19 protein-coding genes are annotated in these 19,784 nt (G+C 68.7%); 11 read left to right on the forward strand and 8 right to left on the reverse strand.

The features are described 5' to 3' along the window. Positions 1-17 precede the first annotated feature (17 nt). Together NBT82_RS18335 and NBT82_RS18340 are read right to left on the reverse strand one after the other, a co-directional pair. On the reverse strand, positions 18-1,247 hold the full coding sequence (locus NBT82_RS18335) for an endonuclease/exonuclease/phosphatase family protein (RefSeq protein WP_251329532.1): 1,230 nt from the start codon (positions 1,245-1,247) through the stop codon (positions 18-20). Between the two features lie 41 nt (positions 1,248-1,288). After that, a complete protein-coding gene (locus NBT82_RS18340; RefSeq protein ID WP_251329533.1) occupies positions 1,289-2,122 on the reverse strand; it encodes a deoxyribonuclease IV in 834 nt (277 codons plus the stop codon). A 155-nt stretch (positions 2,123-2,277) separates the two neighbouring features. On the opposite strand from NBT82_RS18340, the gene NBT82_RS18345 reads away from it, so the two are divergent. Then, a complete protein-coding gene (locus tag NBT82_RS18345) occupies positions 2,278-2,811 on the forward strand; it encodes a redoxin domain-containing protein (RefSeq protein WP_251329534.1) in 534 nt (177 codons plus the stop codon). On the opposite strand, the gene NBT82_RS18350 is transcribed toward NBT82_RS18345, so the two are convergent. Then, positions 2,808-3,638, reverse strand: coding sequence for a lipoate--protein ligase family protein (locus NBT82_RS18350; RefSeq protein WP_251329535.1), 831 nt, complete (start codon positions 3,636-3,638; stop codon positions 2,808-2,810). The two genes, NBT82_RS18345 and NBT82_RS18350, sit on opposite strands and share 4 nt — an antisense overlap. A gap of 94 nt (positions 3,639-3,732) precedes the next feature. On the opposite strand from NBT82_RS18350, the gene NBT82_RS18355 reads away from it, so the two are divergent. Continuing rightward, the gene (locus tag NBT82_RS18355; RefSeq protein ID WP_251329536.1) at positions 3,733-4,971 is read left to right on the forward strand and encodes a Zn-dependent hydrolase; all 1,239 of its coding nucleotides are present in this window, start codon (positions 3,733-3,735) and stop codon (positions 4,969-4,971) included. Between the two features lie 34 nt (positions 4,972-5,005). Here NBT82_RS18355 and NBT82_RS18360 read toward each other — a convergent pair whose 3' ends face one another. Then, a complete protein-coding gene (locus tag NBT82_RS18360; RefSeq protein ID WP_251329537.1) occupies positions 5,006-5,965 on the reverse strand; it encodes a halo transducer protein in 960 nt (319 codons plus the stop codon). A 158-nt stretch (positions 5,966-6,123) separates the two neighbouring features. Between NBT82_RS18360 and NBT82_RS18365 the strand changes: the two genes are divergently transcribed. The 6 genes from NBT82_RS18365 to NBT82_RS18390 all read left to right on the forward strand — a co-directional run bounded on the left by NBT82_RS18365 (position 6,124) and on the right by NBT82_RS18390 (position 12,809). Next, positions 6,124-7,377 (forward strand): PstS family phosphate ABC transporter substrate-binding protein, encoded by a 1,254-nt coding sequence (locus tag NBT82_RS18365; RefSeq protein ID WP_251329538.1) that lies wholly within the window; start codon positions 6,124-6,126, stop codon positions 7,375-7,377. A 91-nt stretch (positions 7,378-7,468) separates the two neighbouring features. Then, entirely contained in the window at positions 7,469-8,596 is a 1,128-nt protein-coding gene (gene pstC / locus NBT82_RS18370) for a phosphate ABC transporter permease subunit PstC (protein WP_251329539.1), read from the forward strand. After that, positions 8,596-10,209, forward strand: coding sequence for a phosphate ABC transporter permease PstA (gene pstA, locus NBT82_RS18375; RefSeq protein ID WP_251329540.1), 1,614 nt, complete (start codon positions 8,596-8,598; stop codon positions 10,207-10,209). The genes pstC and pstA overlap by 1 nt, the downstream gene beginning before the upstream one ends. Positions 10,210-10,211: 2 nt before the next feature. After that, positions 10,212-11,132 carry a phosphate ABC transporter ATP-binding protein PstB gene (gene pstB, locus NBT82_RS18380; protein WP_251329541.1) on the forward strand — a complete coding sequence of 307 codons (921 nt, stop codon included), beginning with the start codon at positions 10,212-10,214 and terminating at the stop codon, positions 11,130-11,132. A gap of 2 nt (positions 11,133-11,134) precedes the next feature. Continuing rightward, positions 11,135-11,809: a phosphate signaling complex protein PhoU gene (gene phoU, locus NBT82_RS18385; RefSeq protein WP_251329542.1), complete on the forward strand. Its 675-nt coding sequence runs from the start codon at positions 11,135-11,137 to the stop codon at positions 11,807-11,809. Between the two features lies 1 nt (position 11,810). Then, the gene (locus tag NBT82_RS18390) at positions 11,811-12,809 is read left to right on the forward strand and encodes a phosphate signaling complex PhoU family protein (protein ID WP_251329543.1); all 999 of its coding nucleotides are present in this window, start codon (positions 11,811-11,813) and stop codon (positions 12,807-12,809) included. Between the two features lie 224 nt (positions 12,810-13,033). Here NBT82_RS18390 and NBT82_RS18395 read toward each other — a convergent pair whose 3' ends face one another. The 3 genes from NBT82_RS18395 to brz form a co-directional block, all read right to left on the reverse strand. Beyond that, positions 13,034-13,267, reverse strand: coding sequence for a hypothetical protein (locus NBT82_RS18395; protein ID WP_251329544.1), 234 nt, complete (start codon positions 13,265-13,267; stop codon positions 13,034-13,036). 79 nt (positions 13,268-13,346) lie between these two features. Then, the gene (locus NBT82_RS18400) at positions 13,347-14,117 is read right to left on the reverse strand and encodes a bacteriorhodopsin (protein ID WP_345780665.1); all 771 of its coding nucleotides are present in this window, start codon (positions 14,115-14,117) and stop codon (positions 13,347-13,349) included. A 175-nt stretch (positions 14,118-14,292) separates the two neighbouring features. Next, the gene (gene brz, locus NBT82_RS18405) at positions 14,293-14,538 is read right to left on the reverse strand and encodes a transcriptional regulator Brz (protein WP_305882156.1); all 246 of its coding nucleotides are present in this window, start codon (positions 14,536-14,538) and stop codon (positions 14,293-14,295) included. 51 nt (positions 14,539-14,589) lie between these two features. Here brz and NBT82_RS18410 point away from each other — a divergent pair, with 51 nt between their 5' ends. From NBT82_RS18410 to NBT82_RS18420, 3 genes are read left to right on the forward strand one after another with little or no spacing between them, the layout of a single operon-like run. Continuing rightward, positions 14,590-15,666, forward strand: coding sequence for a Brp/Blh family beta-carotene 15,15'-dioxygenase (locus tag NBT82_RS18410; protein ID WP_251329547.1), 1,077 nt, complete (start codon positions 14,590-14,592; stop codon positions 15,664-15,666). 51 nt (positions 15,667-15,717) lie between these two features. Continuing rightward, the gene (locus NBT82_RS18415) at positions 15,718-17,241 is read left to right on the forward strand and encodes a phytoene desaturase family protein (protein WP_251329548.1); all 1,524 of its coding nucleotides are present in this window, start codon (positions 15,718-15,720) and stop codon (positions 17,239-17,241) included. Positions 17,242-17,269: 28 nt separating this feature from the next. Then, the gene (locus NBT82_RS18420) at positions 17,270-19,294 is read left to right on the forward strand and encodes a bacterio-opsin activator domain-containing protein (protein ID WP_305882157.1); all 2,025 of its coding nucleotides are present in this window, start codon (positions 17,270-17,272) and stop codon (positions 19,292-19,294) included. A gap of 7 nt (positions 19,295-19,301) precedes the next feature. Here NBT82_RS18420 and NBT82_RS18425 read toward each other — a convergent pair whose 3' ends face one another. Then, a complete protein-coding gene (locus NBT82_RS18425) occupies positions 19,302-19,730 on the reverse strand; it encodes an SRPBCC family protein (RefSeq protein WP_251329549.1) in 429 nt (142 codons plus the stop codon). Between the last annotated feature and the right edge of the window lie 54 nt (positions 19,731-19,784).

The following is a 19,784-nucleotide window of genomic DNA, read 5'->3' on the forward strand; positions in this document are numbered from 1 at the left end:
TCGCCCGGCCCCAAAAGTCAGTCGTCGTCGCCCCGTGCGGCGAGGCCCCCGCCGAGGAAGGCGGCGACTGCCGCTGCCACGCCGAAACCCGGTCCGGACCCAGCCGTGGGGGTTCGGGTCCGGGTCCGCGTGGGCGTCGCCGTCGACCGCGGGGTCTGCGTGGGGGTCGCCGTGGCCGTCCGCTCCTCGGGTACCAGCGTCGCTACCACGCCCGCGTGATCCGACGGCCAGAGGTGCTCGCCGTCCGCCGCGATCCGGGCGTCCGGGGCGGCCCCGATCCGCGTCACGTCGCTCGCCCGCAGTGCCCCACGGACGAACACGTGGTCGATCCGCGAGTCGAGCGAGGGGTCGGCGTTCCGCAGGTCGGCGGCGTGACAGCAAGTGCCGCCCGCCGTCCCGGCAACGTCGTCGAACGAGGCCGTGAGACGGTCGTAGGCCGCCGTCGACGCTCCCGGCCCGCTGTTCAGGTCGCCGACGAGAACGACCGGGTCCGCCCGGTCGGCGAGCAGGTCCCGGAGTTCGGCCGCCTGCGCGGTTCGCGTCCCCGCCGCCGCGGATTCGAGATGGGTGTTACAGACGGTGAGTGATCGCCCCCCGACAGTCGCGTCGACGACGCCGTAGCCGCGGTCGATCCTGATCGTCCGGTCGTCCTGAGTCAGCGAGAGCGTCGCGTCGAAGGAGCCGGTGTCCGGATCCCCGGTCGTCACGTCCTCGCGTGCGAGCAGCAGGTCGTGGTCGGTCAGACGCACCGCGCGGCGCTCGCCGTCGACGGTCGCCGGGAGTTCGAAATCCGCGTTCTCGGTCGCGGCGACGACGCGGTAGGTCGGCCCACGCGAGTCGAGCGCCGACAGCAGGAGATCGCGGAAGTCGTAGCGGACCCGCGCCGCGGTCGGCGTCGTCCCGCCACCCGGATCGCCCGTCCGGACCAGCGCCGCCTCTTGAATCCCGACCAGCGCCGGTGCGGTCCGGGCGAGTTCGTCCGCGATGGCCCCCATCCGCGCCCCGGGATGGCTCCGATCCACCGCCGTCACGAGGTCGCTCACCGCCGTCCGGAGAGCGTCGCCGCCTGCTTTCGCGGCCGCCAGCAGTCGAAAGAGGTCCGCGCCGAGATAGCAGTTCCGGGTGGCGACGGTCACCGGCGTCGACTGGCCGCAGGCACGACCGACGAGTCCCGTGCCGAGCATGCCGATCGTGCCCGCTGTGCCCACGCCTGCCAGTACGTCGCGTCTGGTGACCGAATCGTCCATCGGTCGCGCCGTACGACCGGTCGTCGGAAAAGACGTGTGGCCTACGCGCCGTTCCGGAGGTCACGAACGCGGTCGATGTTCCAGGCAAAGTCCTTGCCGTCCTCGGTCGGCGTCTCCAGTACGAACGGGAGGTCCCGCAGGTCGGGATGGGTGACTATCCGGCGCATGCCGTCGACGCCGATCAGCCCCTCGCCGACGTGGGCGTGTTCGTCCTTGTTCGTCCCGCAGGCGTGCTTGGAGTCGTTGAGATGGAGGCAGTGGAGGTTCTCGATTCCGATCACCTCGTCGAACTCGGCGACGGTGTCGTCGACGCTGTCGGGCGTCGAGAGGTCGTAGCCCGCGGCGAAGGCGTGCGCGGTGTCGAGACAGACTCCGAGGTCGTGGCTGCTCTCGTCGAGGACCGTCGCCAGATGTTCGAAATCGCCGCCCAGTTTCGTCCCGCTGCCGGCGTCGCTCTCGACGAGGACGGTCACGCCCTCGGGCACGTCGAGTTCGTCGAGGGCGCTCACGGCGTTGTCGAGGCCGCCCTCGACCCCGGCGCCCGTGTGCGCGCCCAGGTGGACGTTCACGTACTCGATGCCGAGTTTCTCGGCGGCGTCGACCTCGCGTTGCATGCTGTCGATCGACTTCTCGCGCAGGTCCGCCTTCGGCGTACAGAGGTTGACGAGATACGAGGAGTGGATCACCCACGGGCCGTCGAGGTGTTCGGCGGTGTCCTCGCGGAAGGCCGCGGCCTCGTCGTCCCCGACGTCCGGATCCCGCCAGACCTGTGGGGAGTGGGTGAAGATCTGCCCGCAGTTCCCGCCAACCGTCCGCTGGTTGCCGACCGCGTTGTCGATGCCGCCGGCGATGGACACGTGTGCTCCGACTCGCATACCGGACGGAGGGGAGGACCGAGCAAAGGCGCTTCGGATCCGGCGGGCAGCGCTCTGTGCTTTCCTGATCTCCCTCCTCGATCGACGGACGCGACCCGCCCGCCGCCCGTACCGGCGACCGAACGGTTTTATCACCGCCGGTCGAACCCGGAGCCATGAAACGGTCGGAGCCGATCGAGGTGGGCGAGACGGTCCCCGACGTCGAGGCGTCCCTCGTCCGTCCGGACGGGACGGTCGAGGAGACGTCGCTCGGAACGCTGACGGCCGACCGACCGGTGTTGCTCAGTTTCTACACGGCCGATTTCAGCCCTGATTGCGTCGACGAGTGGTGCTCCTTTCGCGATTTCGACTGGTTCTCCAGCGGCGAATACGTCCAGGTGGTCGGCGCCAGCAAGTCGAGTGCCGGCCTCCATCGCCGCTTCATCGACTACCTCGGGCTGAACTTCCCACTCTTTGCCGACACCGACCTCGAACTGTCCGACGCGTTCGGCGTCACCTACCGCGCCCTCGGGATCACCCGCCGGTCGCACCGGTCCTGTTTCCTCCTCGATTCGGATCTGACGGTGCGATACCGGTGGGTCGGCGACCACTGGCTCGACCCCACCCGCGACACGCCGCCGGTCGACGAGATCCACGAGGCAATCACCGAGGAACTCGACGTTGCCGGCCCCGAGACGTTCGGCTTCTAGCGGTCGCCCGGGCGCCGTCTCGTCCACTCGTCGCTCGCGTACTTCGAGTCCGCGCGCTCGCGGGCCCGCGCTAGTTCGTCGTCGGTCCACGCACCCGCTTCGGCGTCGGCCCACTCACGCAGCGCCGCCTCGAGGGTCGCTACCGCCTCCTCGCGCGTGGCGTCGGACTGCTCCGCGATGCTCGTCACGCGCTCGCGGAACGTCGCCGCGTCGACGCCGGGGGCCGCGAAGACGTCGAGGTGGCGCTCCGGCCGGACCGCGTAGGTGAGCGAGCCGTGCTGGACGACGGCGTCGCTCCGCCGGTGCTGGGCGTTGCCGCTCACCTTCCGTGGCCCGTCGGTCCCCGGAACGACGACGTCGTGTGCGGGGTGGAGTTCTCGCAGGTAGCAGGCGGGGTCGTGGATCGCCGGCCGTCCCGTCTCCGCGAACCGAGCGGGGACGCCGAGGCGGTCGAAGGCATCGAGGATCGGCGCACAGAGCAGTCGGTAGGACTCCACGAGGTCCCCGGGGAGTTCGTCGGCCGGCGCGACGATGGTGTAGGAGATGTCGCCGTGGCTGTCGTGGTAGATGCCGCCGCCGCCGGTCTGGCGCCGGGTGACGGTGATCCCCTCGGCGGCGCAGTAGTCCCAGTCGACGGTGTCGGGCTCCTGGTGGTAGCCGAGCGAGAGCGTACTCGGCTCCCACCGGTAGATACGGAGCGTCCGGGGGCCGCCGTCGGCGGCGGTCTCCGCCGCGATCTCGTCGAGGGCCATGTTCATCGGCCCCGGCCACGACTCCTCGCGGATCAGTCGCCACTCGCGGTCGGCGTGGGCGTCGGCCTCGTCCATACGCCCCCTTCGGACCGGGGCCCTAAGGCGTTTCGTGGATCGTCCGGACTCGGTCGCCACACCGAAGCCCCCGCCACCCGAAGGGACCCGACACATGTCGATCGACATCGATCGCGACCGACTCGTGGAGACGATGGAGGCACAGGCGGCCATCGGCGGGACGGCGGGCGGCGGGCTCCACCGCCTCGCACTCTCCGACGCCGACGCGGCGGTGCGTGACTGGTTCGTCGACCGCGCGACCGGGGCCGGACTCGACCTCCGGGTCGACGCCTTCGGCAACGTCTTCGCCCGCCGGGCGGGAGCCGACTCCGACGCCGCGCCGGTGCTCGTCGGCTCGCACCTCGACTCCCAGCCATACGGCGGCATCTACGACGGCCCGCTGGGCGTGATCGGGGCCCTGGAGTTCGTCCGGACGCTCGACGACTACGGCATCGAGACGCGCCGGCCGGTCGAGGTGGTCAACTGGACCAACGAGGAGGGGTCGCGGTTCCAGCCGGCGATGCAGGGCAGCGGCGTTTGGGCCGGCGCACACGACATCGACGAGGAGTACGAGAAGACCGACGCCGACGGCGACCGAGTGGTCGACGAACTCGAGCGGATCGGCTACCGCGGCGACGAGCCAGCGGAGCCACGCGAGCCCTACCACGCGTACCTCGAACTCCACCCCGAGCAGGGACCGTTTCTGGAGGAGACCGGCGCGGACGTGGGGGTCGTCACCGGCATCGTCGGGCTTCGGTGGGCCGAGGTGACCCTCCACGGCCAGGCGAACCACTCGGGGACGACGCCGATGCACTACCGGAACGACGCGCTCGTCGCGGCCTCGGACGCGGTGACTGCCGTCCGGCGGCTGCCCGGGTCGCTCGGGGAACGAACCGTCGCGACGGTCGGGTCGCTGACCGTCCAGCCCGACTCGGTCAACATCGTTCCCGAGACGGTTCGGTTCACGACGGACATCCGAGACCCGGACGAGGCGACCCTGGACGCGGCCGTCGCGCGGATGGAGGCGGAGGTGGCCGCGGCGGCCGACCGCGAGGGCGTCGAGCACGAAATCGAACACACGATGGCCTCCCCGGCGGTCGACTTCTCCGAACGCCCGGTCGAGGCTGTCGCCGACGCCGTCGACCACCTCGGCTACGACGGCCGACGCATGGTCAGCGGCGCCGGCCACGACGCCACCCACGCGGCCTCGGTCTGTGACGCCGCGATGGTCTTCTCCGTCAGCGAGGACGGCAAGAGCCACACCGAAGACGAGTTCACGAGCTGGTCGGACTGCTACCGGTCGGCGAACGTGCTGGCGAACGCGGCGTTGGATCTGGCCGGCCGCGTCGACTGAGCGGGGTGAGCGTCGCTCGGGCCGGCGACCCCGATCAGGCCGTCTCCGGGCGGTACTCGCCGAGCAGTGACTCGACGGCGCCCCAGTCGACCGGCGGAGCGTGGCCGTCGAGTGTGGCCTCGAAGTCCGCCACCCGGTCGCCGTAGCGGTCCCGCCACCCGGTGGCCGGTCCCTCGTCGAAGCGGTCGTCGATCGACCGCCACCGCTCCCCGAGCTCCGTGAGGCGGTCGTCGAGGGCGGCGAGACCCTCGGCGTCGACGGCGCCGTGGGCGTCGTCCGGGCCGGGGTCGGGCCAGGCCCGGAGGTCCTCGACTTCGGCACGGAGGTCGTCGAGCAGGAGCCGGGCGACCCGGTGTCTGAGGGCGGCGTCGAACCGGACGGTCGCGGGCTCGACGTCCGCGTCCCCCGCCGACAGCGCGTCGAGGGTCCCCGCCACGCCGTCGACGAACTCCGCCACCGCGTCGGCGTCGTCGTCGAGGGCGTCCAGCCGACGGTCGGGTGTCCGGACCCACGCCTCGAACTCCTCGGCGTCGACGCCGAGTTCGTCGGCCGTGTGCTGGGCAGAATTGGCCGCGGCGTTGAGCCGACGAATCTCCGCCGCAGTCTCGTAGATGGCGTCCGACTCGCCCGCGAGGGCGACGACGGACTGGAGCCGGTCACCGAGGTCGTCGACGCGGGATGCGACCGCGGCGTGCCGCTCCTCGAAGTCGTCGAGTCGTTCGGCGACGCCGTCGAGGTGATCGACCGCCGTGGCGGCCTCGCGGGCGTCGTCGATCAGCATGCCGGCGTTCTCAACCCGTGTCTCGGGGGTGGACACCACCTTCGAGACGTGGGCGAGCGCGTCGTCGACCGCGTCGCGGCGCACCTCACCCTCCTCGGTCACCCGTTGCAGCGTCGCCCGAACCGCGTCGGGGTCGTCCCCGGTCCGGGCGACGACGGCGTCCACGGCGGCATCCAGCGACAGCCCGTCGAGCGTGTCGTCGTGGTCGGTCACACCCCTTGGTTTCGCCGAGGCGGCGTTATAATTTCCGTCTCGACGGCGGTGACGACTATTGCGGAGTATATAGTGGACAGTTCGTTACCGGTTCACACGGGGACGGCAGGTACCCCTCATATAAACCATCTTTACCGGATCCGCGGGACGTGTAGGTGATGTCTGACGACTCAGACCGAACCGGTCGCGTTTCGCGGCGGACGTTCATTGCAACGACTGGGACCGTCGGTATCGCCGGCCTGGCCGGCTGCGGCGGCCAGTCGGGCGGGGGCGGCGACGGGGGCGACGGCGGCGACGGCGAGTCCGACCCCGACCCAACTGCCACCGAAACCCCGTCCGACATGGGCGGGAGTACGGAGACGGCTGCCGACGACGGCGACAGCCCGGCCACCTCGCTGCTCAACGCCGAGGGCTCCTCGACCGTCTACCCCATCTCGAACACGGGGAGTTCCTACTGGAACTCCAACGCACCGCCGAGCGACGGCGAGTACTGGGGGTCGAACTCGGAGAGCACCGTCCCGGGCTGGGAACAGCTCGGCGAACCGGACATGCTCATCGCGGACTACTTCGCCTCGAAGTTCGGCTTCGAGCCGACCGAGCAGCGCTCCAGCCCGCCGTTCCCGACGACGGTCGGCCTGAGCCACTCGGGGACCGGCTGTGAGGCCGTCACGGAAGGCCTGGTCGACATCGGCAACTCCTCGGGGCCGATCACGGCCGAACTCGACTGGAGCGAGGAGAAGGCCCAGAACACGGTCGTCGACAACGTCGTCGGCCGCGACGGCCAGCCGGTCGTCGTCAGTTCGGACGTGATCGACGCCGGCGTCACCCAACTGACCGGCGAGCAGGTCCGCGGGATCTACCAGGACGAGATCACCAACTGGAGTCAGATCGACGGGATCGACTACGACCAGGAGATCTACGCCATCGGCCGCGCCGAGGGCTCCGGGACGGACACCTCGTTCCGCCTGAACATGCTGGGCGGCGCCGACGCGGCGATGCCGGGCGTCGACACCCGCTTCGGGCAGAACCAGCAGGTCGCACAGGCCGTCTCGCAGAACGAAGGCGCCATCGCGTACATGGCGCTGGCGTTCACCAGCGAGACGGTCGTTCCCGTCGGCATCGACTTCGAGGGGACGCTCTACGAGCCGGACCGCGACGCGGAGAACACAATCTTCGACAGCGACTACCCGCTCAACCGCGACCTCCACATGTACACGCTGATCGAGGAGGACAACCCCAACGGTGGCGGCTACGACGCGCGCGAGGCCGCGTTCGTCAACATGTTCCTCAACGAGTTCGGACAGACCGTCTTCGTCGAGGGGAACAACTACATCCCGCTGCCGACGAGCGACCTGGAGTCGATGAAAGAGAAGGTCTCGGCGCTCGCCACCGAAGACCTCGTCATGCCCTGATCCGGCGGACTCCGGATCGGCTCGACGTCCACCATCGCCGACCGTCCATTTCTATGACATCGCCCAACCCAAGACACCTCTCCCATGCACCATGGCATCAGCAACACGTAGCGAACGACTGACCGCGGCCGCCGGACAGCAGGTCCGGCGGGTTCGTGATTTCGTCGACGACACCGACCCCGCGGCGCTGGTCGTCGTCTCGATCATCGCCCTCTCACTGCTGGCGGCCTTCGTCGGGTTCCTCGCCGTGTCGAACCTGACCGTCCTCCCGTTCGTCGTGTTCGTCGCGGCGACGGGGTACGGCTGGGTGCGACACCAGGAGGAGACGGCGCTGGTACTGACGCTGACGATGACCGTCTCGACCCTGTTGATCCTCGGGCTGATCATCGTGTTCATCTTTCGGGAGTCGGTCCCGGTCCTCTACTACGAGAGCGCGACCGTGTTCGGCGTGAGCGTGCCGGGGCTTCGGCTGTTCCTCCAGCCCAACTGGGACGCGGTGTCGCCGCCGATCCGGTACTCGATGGTGCCGATGATCCACGGGACGGTGATGGTGACCGTGGTCGCGACGGCGGTCGCGGGGCCGCTGGGCGTCGCCGCCGCGCTCTTTCTCTCGGAGATCGCCCCCGACATCATCCGGGAGTTCGTCAAGCCGGGCGTCGAGATTCTGGCCGGCATCCCCTCAATCGTCTACGGGTTCATCGGCTTCACCATCCTCAGTCCGTGGGCGTCCGACCAGTTTCGGACCGTCGGTCAAGGGAGTTACCTGTTCGTCGGCATCGTCGTCGGATTGATGGCGCTTCCGACGGTCGTCTCCGTCGCCGAGGACGCCCTCAGTAGCGTCCCCGAGTCGATGAAAAGCGGGTCGCTCGCCGTCGGAACGACCGACTGGCAGACCATGACCTCGATCACCCTGCCCGCGGCGTTCTCGGGCGTCTCCGCGGCGGTCCTCCTCGGGGTCGGACGCGCCATCGGCGAGACGATGGCCGCGACGGTCATGTTGCGTGGCGTCCCGCGGCTCACCGAGCCGCTGGTGAACGTCTTCTACGGCCAGGAGACGCTCACGTCGCTCATCGCCCGCAACTACGGCGAGGCCGACGGCCTCCAGATGGACGCCCTGTTCGTCGCCGGCGTGATCCTCTTTATCACCGTGCTCGTCATCTCGATCGGCGCACAGTACATCGAGTGGCGGATGCGTAGCAAGCTCGGGGGTGGCGCCTGATGGCGGGCGCGACCCGATCGCGGCTCGTCGAGGGCGAGACGACGGCGACCGACGCGGTCGCCGGTGCGACGGTCGGCCTCTCGGCCATCCTGTTCGCGCTCGCGGTGGCGGCGATGTTCGAGTGGGTGAGTCTCACCGGCACCGTCGCCGGCCTGCCGACGGTGACGCTGCTCGGTGGGCTGTTGATCGGCCTCGGCGTTGCGGTGGCCGTCTTCGGTCTCGGCTCGTGGGTCGGCTACGTCGAGACCGATCCCGACGCGAGCGCCGGCCTGATCGCGGGCTTCGGCGCCGCGGTGCCGTGGCTCGTCGTCGGCGGCGGCGTCGCCTCCCAGACGCTCGGGCTCGGCACCGCCGGCGGCGTCTTCGGGGGCGTCCTCGCCGGCGGCCTGGCGTTCGTCGGGACCGCCGTCCCCCGCGAGGACGTGGGCTCGACGGTGCCCCTCGGCGCTCTGCTCGCGTTCGTCGGCGCCGTCTTCCTCACCGGGACGATCGGTCCGGAGTGGCTGTGGGAACTCGGCTGGGAACAGCAGGCCTCGATCACCGCCGAGTTCCTCGTCCCGGCCGCGACGCTGTTCTGTGCCCTCTACGGCGGCTGGGCCGCCGCGAAGGCCTACGGCCGGTTCGGCGCACGCGGCCGACACATGGGCGCGTACGTCCTCGTCTACCTCAACGCGCTGTCCATCGTGGCCTTCCTGTTTATCCTCATCGCCTTCGTCGTCGTCCAGGGAATATCCGGCCTGCTCAACGGCGTCCAGGTCGGCGCCGGCGTCGGCCCGCAGGTGTTCGGGGCGTTCGAGTTGCCGGTGTCCGTCCCGTTCGTGATGAACGGCGTCGCGCTCCTGAACGACTTCCAGGGGGTCCTTCCTGCGATCGTGGGAACGGTCTGGCTGGTCGTCGGCGCGGTGCTGTTCGCGGTGCCGCTGGGCGTCGGCGCGGCCGTCTTCCTCACGGAGTACGCCGAACGCGGCCGGTTCACCCAGGCCGTCGAAGTGGCGACCAACGGCCTCTGGAGCACGCCGAGCATCGTCTTCGGGCTGTTCGGGTTCGCCTTCCTCGTCCCGCGGCTCGGCAACCGGAAGTCGTTGCTGGCCGGAATGCTCACGCTCGGGTTCATGCTCCTGCCGCTGGTGCTCATCACGAGCCGCGAGGCGATGCTCTCGGTGCCCGACGAGTACCGCGACGCGAGCGCGGCGCTCGGCGTGCCGAAGTGGCAGACGATCCGGAGTGTCGTCCTCCCGGCCGCGCTTCCGGGCGTCGTCACGGGGGTCATCCTCGGTGTCGGCCGCATTGCGGGCGAAACGGCACCCATCCTACTGACGATGGCCGGCGGAACGTTCGTCCCCGGCGGACAGACGGTGGACGTCATCGGCGGCTTCGAGTTCACCGGATCGCCGCCGTTCGTCGCCAACCCCGAACTCCTGCAGGCGACATCGGCGCTCCCGTATCAGCTGTACGCCCTCATCACCGCGGGCGTCGGCCTCGGGAGCAACGTCTCCGATCCGGACGGCTTCCGGTGGGCGACGGCGCTTATCCTGTTGCTCGTCGTCCTCTCCTTCTACGCCATCGGCATCGGCGCGCGGTACTACTTCCAGCGGCGACTCAGATACGAATAACAATGAGCGATTCACAACAGACCCAGAATCAGGCACGGACGACGACAGATAGCGACCAGCCGCTCGAGACGACGAGCGGCGAGACGGTCGAGGAAACACAAGCGGAGTGGACGGACTACGACCTCCGTGGCGAGGCGAAGATGGCCGCGGAGAACCTCGACGTGCACTACGGCGACGACCACGCGCTGAAGGGCGTCTCGATGGAGATTCCAGAAAAGAGCGTGACGGCGCTCATCGGCCCCTCGGGCTGTGGCAAGTCGACGTATCTTCGGTGTCTCAACCGGATGAACGACCGCATCAACGCCGCCCGGGTCGACGGGTCGGTCCGGCTCGACGGGAACGAAATCTATCAGGACGGCGTCAACCTGGTCGAGTTACGAAAGCGGGTCGGCATGGTGTTTCAATCGCCGAACCCGTTTCCGAAATCCATTCGGGACAACATTGCGTACGGGCCGCGCAAGCACGGCGACATCGAAACGGGGCTGTTGGCGCGGATGCTCGGCCGTGACGACAGCGAGAAGGAACGCGAACTCGTCGAGCGGTCGCTCAAGCAGGCCGCCCTCTGGGACGAGGTCCACGACCGACTCGACGACAACGCCCTCGGCCTCTCCGGCGGCCAGCAACAGCGGCTCTGCATCGCCCGCTGTCTATCCGTCGACCCCGAGGTCATCCTGATGGACGAGCCGGCGTCGGCGCTCGACCCGATCGCCACCGCGAAAATCGAGGACCTCATCGACGACCTCGCCGAGGAGTATACGGTCGTCATCGTCACGCACAACATGCAGCAGGCGGCGCGCATCTCGGACCAGACCGCCGTGTTCCTCACCGGCGGCAAACTCGTCGAGTACGACGAGACGGACAAGATATTCGAGAACCCCGAGAGCCAGCGCGTCGAGGACTACATCACCGGCAAGTTCGGATAACCGTGCCCCGAGACGAGTTTCAGGCGTCGCTCGCCGACCTCCGCGCCGAGGTGCTCTCGATGGGTGACCTCGTCGCCGACCGCCTCGACCGGGCGCTGACGGCTCTGGAGACGCTCGACGAGTCGGCCGCCCGCGAGGTGATCGGCGGCGACGACGAGATCGACCGGCGGTATCTGGCGCTGGAGTCGACGTGCATCAACCTGTTCGCCCAGCAACAACCCGTCGCTGGCGACCTTCGCTTCGTCGCCGCGTCGTTCAAGATCCTCACCGATCTCGAACGCGTCGGGGATCTGGCGGTCAACCTCGCGCAGTACACCCTCGAAGCGAACTGCGAGCGGTTCGCGCAGGTCGACCTCTCGTCGATCGGTGACCTCGCCGGCGCGATGCTCGACGACGCCATGACTGCCTACCGTACCGACGACGCGGCGCTGTGTCGCGAGGTGGCGGCCCGCGACGACGAACTCGACTCGCTGTGTCAGGCCGCGAGCGAGCGGGTGGTCCGAGACCTGATCGAACGCGAAGTCGCAGCCGGCGACTCCTGGGCCGTCGAACGACTGATGGACGACGTCTCGCGACTCCTGCTCACGGTTCGTGACCTCGAACGGGTCGGCGACCACGCCGTCAACGTCGCGGCCCGTACCCTGTACATGATCGAGAGTGACCCGGAACTCGTCTGAGATGGAGACCCGCAAGCTACAGAAGATCGGCGGCTCGACGTACTCGGTGTCGCTCCCCAAGGAGTGGGCCACCGAACACCACCTCGAGGCGGGGATGCCGATCCACCTCTATCCCCACACCGACGGCTCGCTCGTCGTCCGCAGTGCGGCACGGGAGGGCGACCCCCTCACCGCGACGGAGGTCGATCTCCCGGACTCGGAGCCGTCGACCGTTCGACGGGCGCTGGAGGCCGCCTACGCCGTCGGCTACGACACCGTCACCCTCCGATCGCCCGACGAGTTCGCTGCCGCCGAACGCCGCACGATCCGCCGACTCGTCGATCGGATGGTAGGGCTGTCGGTGATCGAAGAGAACGGGGCGAGCGTCGTCGTCGAGAACCTCCTCGACGCCGACGAGGTGTCGATCCAGCAGTCGGTCGTCCAACTCCAGTTCACCGCTCTCTCGATGCACCGTGCCGCCGTCGAGACCCTTCGGACGCCCGACGCGGCCGAAGCGGACCGGGTCGCGGGGCGTGACGACGACGCCGACCGGCTGTTCGGCATGATCACGCGTCACTTCAACCGCTCGCTCACCGACTTCGAGGAGGTCGATCACCTCGATGTCGGCCGGTCGGAACTGTTCGACTACTTCCTGACGGCTCGTCAACTGGAGCGGGTCGCGGACCACGCCGTCGCCGTCGCCGAGGTCGCCGAACGGGCCGACGGGACCGCCCCCGCAGAGATCGTCGACGACGTGTCGGACCTCGCGGAGCGGTCACGTGACGTGGTCGAGACGGCGACGACGGCCGTCCTCGAACCGTCGAGCGAGCGGGCGTACGCGGCGCTGGACCGGCAGGAGAGGGTCGTCACCGATATTCGCACCCTCGATCGGTCGCTCTTCGAGCGGTCGCCGCCCCGAGCGTACGCGCTCTCCCGCGTCCTCGCCGCCCTCTCCCGCACCGCGGCGTGTGGAGGCAACGTCGCTCGCGTCGCGCTCGGAGCGGCCGTTCGCCCGGACTAACCCCGATCCGGCGGACTCGGTGACCGACCCGCCGAGACGGTCCGTCCCGTCGTCCACGGCGACAGCGCCGATGTCGTGTTCGATCGACAGCCGTGCGGCCGCTCGGAGCGAGGCGTCGCCGCATACCGTGTGTACCGGTGCCGACACGAGACTCCCGGCGAACACGTCATCCATCCGTCGTGGCACGCGGTGCCGTCGCATGACGCTGCCGCGGCGGCGGGCCTTCACTCCCCGGGGACCGAGTAGAGGTTGTACGCCGCCGCCCCGACGACGACGGCCGCGACGAACTCGGCGACGCCGACGATCAGAAACGCCTCACGGAAGCCGAGCCCCATCGATTCGAGCGTCGGCAACGCGAACAGGCCGAGCATGGCCACTGCCGTGCCGACGACGAGGCCGACGACGGCGAGGCGGTTCAGCGAGGCTGGGTAGTCGCGTCCGGAGGTGCTGGCTAACATCGGTTCGACGGTTCGGCGTCTCGACGGTGAGCCACCGGTATCAATAAAAACCGTGTGCTTCGAATCGTGCTGTGCGCGTTCAGTCGCCCGTGGCCGCCGTTCCTTCGCCCGCGGACGGTTCGGGTGCCTCGACGTCGCCGAAGATGGCGCGGCTCCGGAGGAGTAGGAGGCCGAACCCGACCTTCGCGCTCACGTCGAGTACCATGAACATGAGCGTCTCGACGCTCAGCGGGACGACACCGACGCCTTCGCTGCCGACCAACCACACGACCGGGTAGGCCGACCAGAGTACGATCGTCAGATTCCGGAGGATCTTGAACGTCGACGCGACGTCGTCGCGCATCTCCTTCGCCTTCGCGGTGAAGCCGAAGAACAGCACGTACAGGATGTACAGCATCGCCGCCGTGCTGACCGCCCACCAGACGAACCGGAACTGGTACACTTGCGTCAGCGCGCCGATGAGCCCCGTGCCGATCATGATCCCGTCGGCGCCGACCAGCGCGAGGATGGTGCCCTGGTCGGCGTCGACGAGCAGGGCGAGATCGAGCAACAGGAGCGGCGTCGTGAACAGCCAGTCGGCGTACCGCGCCCAGTAGATCGGATGCTCCTCACCACCGAACGGCACCATCGTCAGTCCGTACCCCAGTAGCATCGAGAGGTACATCGTGAACGCGATGGCCGGAATCAGCGTCGTGATGGCGTAGAACTTCTTGGCTCCCGGGTCCTCGACACCCATCCCACGAATCAGGAAGTACAGGGTCCCGAGACCCATCAGTATCGTCCCGAGCGCGAGCCAGATCCACTCCGGCCGAGACGTTATCTGTCCCATTTGCAGTGCCACGTTCGACATCGTTTGTATTGCCCCCGACATGCATGGGATAGGTGTCACTCTTCGGAAGTAACTATCATCCCAAACAGTGAGGGTATCGTCGACGCGAGCGGACGCGGCCTCGTCCCCTCTCGTCGCCGCCGTCCGTCGTGATCGACCGAGTACCGAACTGATGTGTGTCCTCCGACGGCCGCGGTCACCATTCGAACAGGACGAAAAACTCGTGACCGTTCTGGCAGGCGATCGACCTGACCTTCCACCGGTGGTTCCCGGCTTCGGGCCGGTCCTCGGCGGTGATCGACTTCACCGTCGCCGCTCGCGGCAGACCCATCCGTACCTCCGAGCCACAACGCGGGCACTGGCACTCGGTGATCGGCACTGTCTGGGGACACGATTCGATGCCCGATAAGCATTCCTCCGTTCGCGGCGAATCCGCACCCATTCAGTTTGGGTCACTTTTCATCTCGCGGTCGAGCGTACGTTCGATCGTCCCATGAACATCGAGTCGCGATCCGGCAACGCGTGGTCGTTCCGGGGGTCGGTCGGGGGGATCCCGGTGACGGTCTCCCGTGTCACGTTGTTCGCACTCGCGGTGGGCTTTACACTCCTGCGTGTCGCGGGAGTGCGGGTTCCGCTACGGGTCCAGGCGGGGATCTATCTACTGGGGATGGTGGCGATGAACCTCCCCCACGGCGGGTACGAACACGTCGACAACCTCCGCAGGCGGGCGGCGGCGTTCCAGGGCCGGTACGTCGGCGCCTATCTGGCGTTGATCGTCCTCTTTGCCGGCCTCTTTTTCGTCGCACCGGTCGCGGGCCTCGCCCTCGCGGTGAGCGTCGCGGTGGCGAAGGGAGGGTTCGGCGACGTGCAGGCGATGTCGGCGCTCTCCGGGACCGAACACGTCCGTTCGACGCCACAGCGGTGGCTCGCCGCGGCCGTTCGCGGCGGCGCGGTGATGGTCGTCCCGATGGTGTTCTGGCCGGGAACGTTCTACGCGTTCAGCACAATCATGGTGAACGTCTTCGACCCCGGTGCGCTGTCGGGGGTCGCCGGGACCTTCCGGTTTCGGCGCCTCCTCCTCGGTGGCGGCTACGGCGTCGCGCTCCTCGCCCACCTCGCGCTCGGATACCGGCGGGCCACGGGCGACGGATCCTTGGTCGTCGACGCGGGCGAGACGCTCCTGCTCGTGGCCTACTTCGCGGCCGTTCCGGTGGTCATCGCCGTGGGACTGTACTTCCCCCTGTGGTACTCCGTCCGGCAGGTCGCCAGACACGCCGCCGTCGACGACGCCCTCGATCCGTCGGCGTCGTCCGGCCTCCTCGCCCCCCTCGACGCCGACGACCCGGAACGGGTCACGCTGGCGGCGTGGGGGGTCCTCGTCGTCGGGAGTCTGGCGACGTTCGGCCTCGCGGCCGCGCTGTGGACGGCGTCACCACAGCCGCTCGGCGGCGCCAGCCTCCTCCCGGGGCTCGTCGCCTTCTGGAGCATCTTCATCAGCATCGTCGCGCTCCCGCACGTGGTCGTCGGTGCGTGGTTGGACCGCGAGCGCGGCATCTGGTATGTCCCCTGACTCCCGCCCCTGCATCGCTTTCCGACCGCCCGCGAACGATCGGTTCGACCCATGATCGATGGCACACCCCTCACGGACGAGACGGCCACCGTCGTCGGCGGCGGCGTCGCGGGGCTCTCCGCGGCCTGCCATCTCGCCGACGCCGGGGCGGACGTGACGGTCGTAGAGAAAAACGACTCCCTCGGCGGCGTCACCAACCGTCTCGACGTCGAGGCCTTCACCTTCGACACCGGGCCGTCGTGGTATCTGATGCCCGAGACGTTCGAGCGCTTCTTCGGGCAGTTCGGCCGCGATCCGGCCGACTACTACGGGCTCGAACGGCTGGACCCGCAGTATCGGGTGTTCTTCAAGGACGGCGACCGGATCGACGTGACGCCCGACCTCGATCGGCTTCGGCGAGTCTTCGAATCCTACGAGGACGGGGCCGGGGAGGCCCTCGACGAGTACCTCGCGACCGCGCGGCGAACGTACGAGATCGGGATGGAAGAGTTCGTCTACACGGACCGCTCCCGATTCCGAGACCTGCTCGATCCCGACATCGTCCGGGCGGCGCCCGCGCTCACCCACCTCGGCTCGATGCAGGCGTACGTCGAGCGCTACTTCGACGAGCCGAAACTCCAGCAACTCCTGCAGTACACGCTCGTCTTCCTCGGAAGTTCCCCACACGACGCGCCCTCGCTGTACAACCTGATGGCTCACGTCGACTTCGAGGGCGGCGTCTACTACCCCGAGGGAGGGATGTACAGCCTCGTCGAGGCGCTCGTCTCGCTCGGGACCGAACTCGGCGTCGACTACCGAACCGGCACCGACGTGACCGGGCTGGCCCCCGCCGACAGCGGCGTCCGCGTCGCGGCCGGGGGGACGAGCCACGTCGCGGACCGCGTCGTCGCGAACGCGAACCCGGCACACGTCGAGCGTGACCTGCTCTCGCCCGCCGATCGGGGACGCGACCCGGCGTATTGGGAGTCACGCACCTACGGGCCGTCGGCGTTCATGCTCTATCTCGGCGTCGAGGGGTCCGTCGACCCGCTCGCTCACCACAGCCTCGTCCTGCCGACCGACTGGGACGGACATTTCGAGCGGATCTTCGACGACCCCGCGTGGCCCGAGGATCCAGCGTACTACCTCTCGGTCGCGTCGCGGACCGACGACGGCGCCGCTCCGGACGGCCACCACGCCGTCGTCGTCCTCGTCCCCATCGCACCGGATCTCGACGACGACCCGGACCGCGTCGCGGCGTTCCGTGACGCGGTGCTCGCCGACCTCGCGGCCGAGACGGGCGCCGACCTCCGGAACCGGATCGTCGTCGAACGCACCGCCTGCGTCTCCGCGTTCGCCGATCGCTACCGGACGCCCGGCGGGACCGCACTCGGTCTCGCCCACACGCTCGACCAGACCGGGCCGTTGCGACCATCCCACCACGCGCCGGGAGTCGACGGGCTCTACTACGCCGGCGCGTTCACGTCCCCGGGGGTCGGGCTCCCGATGGCGGTCGTCAGCGGCGAACACGCCGCCGAGGCCGCCGCGCGCGACGCGTGTCAGTCGTTGTCGGCTGCCTTGCTACCGAATCTCTAAGGACGAGCGCACCCGAGACCTCCCAACGATGAGTACACCGGAGACCCAATCTACGGAAACCGACCTGCCGGTCGCGTCCGTCCTCCTCGTGGGCGACGAACCGTCCGGGACGCCGGCCGCCGCCGAACTTCACGCGGCCGCCGAGCGGTTCGACGTGACCCACGTGACGGACTTCGTCGACGCGGTCGATCGGGTCGGCGAGGGCGGAATCGACTGCGTCGTCACGACTCACCGTCCCGACGGCTTCGACGGCCTCGCGTTTCTCGAAGCCGTGCGCCGGGAACACGCCGACCTGCCGGTCGTCCTCGTGCCAGTGGCGGTCGACGCCGAACTGGCTCGCCGGGCGGTCGCCGCGGACGTGACCGCGCTCGTCCCCGCCGGCGAGGCGGACACGCTCGACGCCGTCGTCGAAGCCATCGAAACCAACACCCGCCGCCCGGATCGGGGCGACCAGGTTCGGATGCCGGTCTCGGACCTCACCGTCGAGGCCGAATACCGGCTGAAAGAGCGCGCACTCGACGAGGCACCGATCGGCATCACCATCTCGGACGCCGACCGTCCGGATCATCCCCTGATCTACGTGAACGACTCCTTCGAGGACATGACCGGCTACCCGCCCGAGGAGGTCATCGGCGCCAACCACCGGTTCCTCCAGGGACCGAAGACGGACCCGGACCGGGTGGCGGAACTCGCCGAGGGTATCGCCGCGAAGCGGAACACCCGGGTGGTCCTCCGGAACTACACCCGTGAGGGGGCGCTGTTCTGGAATCAGGTCGACATCAGCCCGATCTTCGACGAGGACGGCAACGTGACCCATTACGTCGGCTTCCAGATGGACGTGACCGAACGGAAGGCCGCACAGGAACAACTGAAGGCCGAACGCGAGGCGCTCGACCGACTGCTCGAACGGATAAACGGCCTGATAAACGACGTGACGGAGGCGCTCGTCCGTGCCGAGAGCCGAGAGGACACCGAACGGCTCGTCACGACCCGGATCGGCGGGGGCGAAGAGTACGTCGGTGCATGGCTCGGGCGGTACGACGCCGCCGCCGACAGCGTCACCGTCGTCGAACAGGCGGGAGATGGCGACGCGGCCGCCGTCGAAGAGTCGTTCGACTTGACGGCCGACGGTGACGCCGTCCGCGCCCTCCGGGGGGCGATCGAGGACCAGGAGACCCGGACGGTCGAGGCTCCCGCCGAACTGGTGGCCGACGCGGACGGGGGGACCTGCGTCCTCGTGCCGCTGACGTATCGGGGGACGACCTACGGCGCGCTGTGTGTCCTCAGCGAGGCGAACTTCGGCGACGGCCGCGAGCGGATCGTGCTCGAATCCCTCGGCCGGAGCATCGGTACGTCGATCAACGACGTGCTCACCAAGCGGACGATCACCACCGACACCGTCCTCAACATCGGCGTGGAACTCGGCGATGACGACCTCTTTCTCGTCGACCTCGCGGCCACGCTCGACGCGCGGTTCGAACACGAGGAGACCATCGCCGACGACCAAGGCCGAGGCGTCCTCACCATCGTCAGCACCGAACACGACGACCCCGAGAAGGTGGTCGAGACGGCCCTCCGACACGACGACGTCCTCGCCGGCGAAACGCTCGTGACCACGGACGATCGGAGCGTCGTCCAGTTCCGCCTCACGAACTCGCCGCTCGTGGACGTCCTCTCGGAGGTCGGGAGTCGGGTGACGACGATGACCGCCGACTCGACGAGTCTCACGCTGGAGTTCCGAGTCGGGACCGAGCGCGCCGCGAGCCGGGTTCTCGACACGCTCCGGGAGCGGTACGACGGCGTCGAACTCACGGCCTACCACGAGGACGCCCCCGACGGCACCCCCCACCGGTTCCGGGAGGAACTGCGAAACGAGCTCACCGATCGCCAGCTCACGGCGCTGAAGAAGGCCTACGTCAGCGGCTACTTCGAGTGGCCCCGGCGCGCCGAGGGGACACAGCTCGCGGAGTCGATGGATATCGTCCCGTCGACGTATCACCAGCACCTCCAGGCGGCAAAACGGAAGTTGGTCGAAACGTTCTTCGAGGAGTGAACGGTCGTCAGTTCTCCAGAAACGTCTTCAGGTTCTCGAGTGTCGTCTCGGCCTCGCGCTCGTTGTACGCCCTGGCTATCGGAGCGAGTACCGACTCGATGACCGTCTCGGGAAGTTGGTACTCGGCCTCGTATCGAAGGACGGTCTCGTCGCTTCCGTCGAGTTCGTAGCTGATCGTCCCGCTGATCGCTCCGGACAGTTTCTGGACGAGTCGCCTCTCGGGCGACCGCTCGACGTCTTCGACCTGTCCCACCAGGTCGACGCCGGCGAGCGCGTAGCGATACTTCGCTCGCTTGCCACCGTTCGGGAGCGCCTCGATGTCTGAGACGTCGACGAGACTGGGCGTGATCTTCACGTGGTTTCGCGGGTCGTCGAGGAACGAAAACACCTCGGCGGGTGGGGAGTCGATTCCGATCCGTTTTTCGACGGTGAACATGGTCGGTTCCGGTCCGGGTGGAGAGTGGATCGCACGCGGCCTAACTCTGAGCCC

This window comes from Haloplanus sp. HW8-1 (assembly GCF_023703795.1).
Lineage (GTDB): Archaea > Halobacteriota > Halobacteria > Halobacteriales > Haloferacaceae > Haloplanus > Haloplanus pelagicus.

Excerpts from the sequence above, each read along its gene's own strand:
- NBT82_RS18345 (WP_251329534.1), top strand. The coding sequence starts at position 2,278 with ATGAAACGGTCGGAGCCGATCGAGGTGGGCGAGACGGTCCCCGACGTC.
- NBT82_RS18390 (WP_251329543.1), top strand. The coding sequence starts at position 11,811 with ATGGAGACCCGCAAGCTACAGAAGATCGGCGGCTCGACGTACTCGGTG.
- pstA (WP_251329540.1), top strand. The coding sequence starts at position 8,596 with ATGGCGGGCGCGACCCGATCGCGGCTCGTCGAGGGCGAGACGACGGCG.
- NBT82_RS18340 (WP_251329533.1), bottom strand. The coding sequence starts at position 2,122 with ATGCGAGTCGGAGCACACGTGTCCATCGCCGGCGGCATCGACAACGCG.
- brz (WP_305882156.1), bottom strand. The coding sequence starts at position 14,538 with ATGGGTGCGGATTCGCCGCGAACGGAGGAATGCTTATCGGGCATCGAA.
- NBT82_RS18365 (WP_251329538.1), top strand. The coding sequence starts at position 6,124 with ATGTCTGACGACTCAGACCGAACCGGTCGCGTTTCGCGGCGGACGTTC.
- NBT82_RS18350 (WP_251329535.1), bottom strand. The coding sequence starts at position 3,638 with ATGGACGAGGCCGACGCCCACGCCGACCGCGAGTGGCGACTGATCCGC.
- NBT82_RS18355 (WP_251329536.1), top strand. The coding sequence starts at position 3,733 with ATGTCGATCGACATCGATCGCGACCGACTCGTGGAGACGATGGAGGCA.
- pstB (WP_251329541.1), top strand. The coding sequence starts at position 10,212 with ATGAGCGATTCACAACAGACCCAGAATCAGGCACGGACGACGACAGAT.
- NBT82_RS18400 (WP_345780665.1), bottom strand. The coding sequence starts at position 14,117 with ATGTCGAACGTGGCACTGCAAATGGGACAGATAACGTCTCGGCCGGAG.
- NBT82_RS18410 (WP_251329547.1), top strand. The coding sequence starts at position 14,590 with ATGAACATCGAGTCGCGATCCGGCAACGCGTGGTCGTTCCGGGGGTCG.
- NBT82_RS18425 (WP_251329549.1), bottom strand. The coding sequence starts at position 19,730 with ATGTTCACCGTCGAAAAACGGATCGGAATCGACTCCCCACCCGCCGAG.
- pstC (WP_251329539.1), top strand. The coding sequence starts at position 7,469 with ATGGCATCAGCAACACGTAGCGAACGACTGACCGCGGCCGCCGGACAG.
- NBT82_RS18420 (WP_305882157.1), top strand. The coding sequence starts at position 17,270 with ATGAGTACACCGGAGACCCAATCTACGGAAACCGACCTGCCGGTCGCG.
- NBT82_RS18415 (WP_251329548.1), top strand. The coding sequence starts at position 15,718 with ATGATCGATGGCACACCCCTCACGGACGAGACGGCCACCGTCGTCGGC.
- NBT82_RS18335 (WP_251329532.1), bottom strand. The coding sequence starts at position 1,247 with ATGGACGATTCGGTCACCAGACGCGACGTACTGGCAGGCGTGGGCACA.
- NBT82_RS18395 (WP_251329544.1), bottom strand. The coding sequence starts at position 13,267 with ATGTTAGCCAGCACCTCCGGACGCGACTACCCAGCCTCGCTGAACCGC.